This window comes from Peribacillus sp. P4_D6, from assembly GCF_056401795.1.
Genome location: NZ_JBFUIQ010000212.1, coordinates 1 through 4,343, shown reverse-complemented (window position 1 = coordinate 4,343; position 4,343 = coordinate 1). Strand labels below are relative to the sequence as shown.

3 protein-coding genes and 2 pseudogenes are annotated in these 4,343 nt (G+C 40.8%); 2 read left to right on the top strand and 3 right to left on the bottom strand.

All coding sequences use genetic code 11. From position 1 onward, the window contains the following. Positions 1–134: 134 nt before the first annotated feature. Together pdxT and pdxS are read right to left on the bottom strand one after the other, a co-directional pair. Entirely contained in the window at positions 135–734 is a 600-nt protein-coding gene (gene pdxT / locus AC1DVB_RS25545) for a pyridoxal 5'-phosphate synthase glutaminase subunit PdxT (RefSeq protein WP_377332195.1), read from the bottom strand. 1 nt (position 735) lies between these two features. Continuing rightward, positions 736–1,623 (bottom strand): pyridoxal 5'-phosphate synthase lyase subunit PdxS, encoded by an 888-nt coding sequence (gene pdxS / locus AC1DVB_RS25540; protein WP_034306956.1) that lies wholly within the window; start codon positions 1,621–1,623, stop codon positions 736–738. 135 nt (positions 1,624–1,758) lie between these two features. Between pdxS and pdxR the strand changes: the two genes are divergently transcribed. After that, on the top strand, positions 1,759–3,153 hold the full coding sequence (gene pdxR, locus AC1DVB_RS25535) for a MocR-like pyridoxine biosynthesis transcription factor PdxR (RefSeq protein ID WP_057277550.1): 1,395 nt from the start codon (positions 1,759–1,761) through the stop codon (positions 3,151–3,153). A gap of 247 nt (positions 3,154–3,400) precedes the next feature. Next, positions 3,401–3,587 (top strand): annotated as a pseudogene (locus tag AC1DVB_RS25530) (transposase); the annotation flags it as partial. Between the two features lie 433 nt (positions 3,588–4,020). Here AC1DVB_RS25530 and AC1DVB_RS25525 read toward each other — a convergent pair. Next, positions 4,021–4,343 (bottom strand): annotated as a pseudogene (locus AC1DVB_RS25525) (D-serine ammonia-lyase); the annotation flags it as partial.

Below are 4,343 nucleotides of genomic sequence, written 5' to 3'. Positions count from 1 at the left end.
CTTCCAAATAAGTAAGTAATCACTTACTTTTTATTATAAAAGTAAAGAATAGTAAATTCAAGCAATATGTATTTTTATAAAGTTTTGAGCTTTCAAAAGTAAAGCTGTCCTATTAATAGGACAGCTTCATTTGTTTAGCAAGTTTTCAATTCGGCCTTATTTACGGATGTCTTCACCATTTCAATGAAAAGTTGAAGGAAGCGATCATCACCTGTCAATTCTGGATGAAATGCACTTACGAGGACATGGTCTTGTCTCGCAGACACTACATTCTCTTCATAAACAGCCAATACTTCTACACCTTCTCCAACTTCATCAGCAAATGGCGCCCGGATGAATACTGCCTTATAAGGGGCTTCCATTCCTTTGATGGATAGGTCAGCCTCGAAACTTTCCCGTTGACGTCCAAATCCGTTCCTTTTCACGGAAATGTCCATTAGTCCGAGATAGGCCACCTCATCGCCAGTCAATTCATTTGCCGCCAATACCATCCCCGCACATGTACCGAAAATTGGTTTTTTATCTTCGAAGAAAGTTTTGATCGGTTCCATAAATCCATAACGATCCATTAGCTTCCTCATCGTCGTGCTTTCTCCGCCTGGAATGATCAAACCATCGATTTCCCGCAACTGTTCCGGTTTTTTTACTATAATCGCTTGTTCGCCGGCAGCTTTGATTTGGTTCAAGTGTTCTTCAACCGCTCCCTGTAATCCCAAAACACCAATCGTTAACATATTACCATCCACGTTCCTGCATCCGTTCTGCCGGAGCTAGTTTGGAAATATCAATGCCCTTCATTGCACTGCCCAATTCCTTTGACAACTTGCCAATCAATTCATAATCGGTGAAATATGTAGTCGCTTGAACGATTGCGGATGCGAATTTTTCTGGAGTTTCAGATTTAAAAATACCAGACCCAACGAAAACGCCATCTGCTCCCAATTCCATCATCAATGCAGCATCTGCTGGGGTGGCAATTCCGCCCGCTGCAAAGTTAACTACAGGCAATTTACCTGTGCGTTTGATTTCTCTTAAAATTTCAAATGGGGCTCCAAGATTTTTTGCCTCTGTCATTAATTCATCATCACTCATGATGCTAACTTTGCGAATTTGTGACTGTACCTTTCTCATATGACGCACAGCTTCCACAATATTACCTGTTCCTGGTTCTCCTTTTGTACGAAGCATGGATGCTCCTTCACCAATACGGCGCGCAGCTTCGCCTAAATCACGGCAGCCACAAACGAAAGGTACTGTGAAATCACTTTTTAGAATATGGTATTCTTCATCCGCAGGAGTCAGCACTTCACTTTCATCGATATAATCCACTCCCATGGATTCCAGGACCCTTGATTCAACGATATGGCCAATCCTTGCTTTAGCCATGACCGGGATTGAGACTGCATTCATTACTTCCTCGACAATTCGCGGATCTGCCATTCTTGCTACGCCGCCAGCCGCACGGATGTCGGAAGGTACCCTTTCCAATGCCATGACAGCGACCGCACCGGATGCTTCTGCGATTTTTGCTTGTTCTGCGTTAATGACGTCCATGATTACGCCACCCTTTTGCATTTGTGCCATTCCTCTTTTTACTGTGTCAGTTCCTAATAATTTTTCCATTTTTTTCTTCCCCCTAATATTTTCATTTTTTAGATTTGTTAGGCTTAGTATAAAAAAGAGTTGACCACATTGAAAGTGTCAGTTTTAATAAGTTTAATGAGGTCAGTAAAAATTTATCAAAAAGGTGGCAACAAAATGAATATGCTTTCTTGCGATTTAAATCGGTTAAGTGAAGTACCTTTGTACGAACAATTATATTCATATATTAAAAAAGAAATCATTGAAGGCCGTCTTCTTTACGGCACAAAACTGCCTTCCAAACGGAAATTGGCAGAGTTCCTTCAAATAAGTCAAAATACCGTAGAGACTGCATATGAACAATTGACTGCTGAAGGATACGTTGAAGTCATACCAAGAAAAGGGTACTATATTCAAACTTTCGAGGATTTAGAGTATACACAAACTAACCAAGTACCAGTGGAACAAATCAATCATAAACAAGGGGAATTGCTATATCATTTTCATCCCAGCCAAATTGACACGGAACATTTCCCATTTGAAAAATGGAGAAAATACATGAAAAGCAAAATCGATGAATCACATCAAGATCTTCTTTTACTTGGGGATTCTCAAGGGGAATATGAATTACGATGTGAAATTGCCCATTATTTGTATCATGCACGTGGTGTTCAATGTGTCCCAGAACAGATCATCATTGGTGCAGGAATGGAAATTTTATTACAGCAGCTTGTCCTTCTATTCGATAAAAATGCCATCTATGGTGTTGAAGATCCCGGGTATCACCTGATTCATCGGATTTTACGCAACTACCCAAATGAAGTCCATCCACTGCAAATTGATGAAGAAGGCGTAAAGGTGAACCAAATTGAAGATTCAAACATCGACGTTGTGTATGTCACTCCCTCACATCACTTCCCCAATGGGACAATCCTATCCGTTAACAGACGGACGCGATTGTTGAACTGGGCTCAAGGGGCAGCAAACCGCTATATTATCGAAGACGATTATGATAGTGAATTTCGTTATAGTGGAAAAACAATTCCTTCCTTACAAAGTATGGATGCTGGTGATAAGGTGATTTATTTAGGGTCATTTTCAAAATCATTGATGCCATCAATTCGGATCAGTTATATGGTTCTTCCCGCTCCATTGTTACAAATGCATCAACAGGAATTGTCTTTTTACCATTCAACCGTTTCACGGATTGATCAGCACGTGTTGACACAGTTCATGAAGGAAGGGGATTTTGAAAAGCATTTGAATCGGATGAGGAAAGTGTACCGTCGGAAGCTGGATAAAGTGATTGATCTATTTAAACCCCATCAACAAATAAAAATCATTGGAGAGCGGTCAGGATTGCATATCGTCCTCATCGTCAAGAACGGCATGGATGAACAGACACTTATTCAAAAGGCAAACGAAGACCATATTAAAATTTATGGCTTATCAACATATTCAATCGAGAAAATTGACGAACATCCTCCAAAAATTATATTGGGCTTTGCAGGGATTCCTGAATCCGAATTGGAAAAAGCCATTCACCTTTTATTGAACTCATGGGGGTTATAAATATAAAGAAGTTCACTGTCATGAACTTCACGAACTGTAGACAAACTTTCGCTCGAGTTTGTCTACAGTTTTTTTAGCTTTTACATATTGAACGTTGATTTCCACTTCAGGCACTTGCTTTCCGCCGGCGGTCGGCCCTCGGCTTTCGCCTGAGGGGTCTCCCCTAGACGCGCTTTTAGTAGTGGCACGGCATTTCTGACAAGCATATCGTGGAAGATGCAGATCATCTGCGTCATTTTTAGATCTAAAACCTATATATGCGAAACATAAAAAAACGATTGAGTGTGTATTCGTAGATGCAAAAGAAGCATGATATGCGTAAGACTGCTTTAAGGGGACTTAAAAAGTTGCCGATGCAAGCGATGCTTACTTTCTCTGCCATTAATTTAAAGAATATGGCCAATTGGACATGGCTAGGTCCAAAAGTGGCATAACATAGTGGCTCATAGAGCCCCAATTTCTTAACTTTAGGAGATATTTCAATGAAAATGTCAAAAGAGGTTCGGAATGGTCTCATCCTGATTCTCTCTCACGATTGTATCGGGATGATTACCCTGATTTTAATACAAGACTTTTCTTTGTGATGAAATTCGGATTGAATGTCTGGAGCCCAGCCACTGCTTGAAGCTTGCGGTGAGGAGTATTTGGCAGGACGTCGACCTTAAGGGAACGGAATCATCATCCGGACCGCAAAATTTATGCTCCGGGGTTCGAATAATTCGTTGTCGGTCAAATAAAGTGCGGTTTGTACGAAAAACGGCTTCGTCTGAAAACAACTGAGAGGTTTTTCAAATAAAAATAATGCAGGCAAACTCATTTTTCTACGAGTTTGCCTGCATTCTGAAAATTTCACTCTTGTGGATTTTTTTAACTTTTAGATAAATACAGTTCCATCATATCTTTTGGTACCATGCTCCCGCCGGTAGCCCAGATGACATGCGTCGACTGGTTCATTTTATCCAGCAGTTTTTGATCCATAAGATATTCCCTTCCTTCTTTAGCTGACAAAAGTTGTATCGGACCAAATGCTCCTGCTAGGGCAGATGGCTCTAAATAATGGCCTTCCGTCTCTACCATTTCCTTGAGCAGTTCGAATAACCTTCTATCCTCTATGGTATAGCTCCCGCTTAACATGGTCGTCATCATACTGGAAACCAATGCTGAAGGCCTTCCTACTGCAAGACCATCCG

Bases quoted from the DNA above. Each gene is read 5' to 3' on its own strand.
- pdxR (WP_057277550.1), top strand. From the start codon at position 1,759: ATGAATATGCTTTCTTGCGATTTAAATCGGTTAAGTGAAGTACCTTTG.
- pdxS (WP_034306956.1), bottom strand. From the start codon at position 1,623: ATGGAAAAATTATTAGGAACTGACACAGTAAAAAGAGGAATGGCACAA.
- pdxT (WP_377332195.1), bottom strand. From the start codon at position 734: ATGTTAACGATTGGTGTTTTGGGATTACAGGGAGCGGTTGAAGAACAC.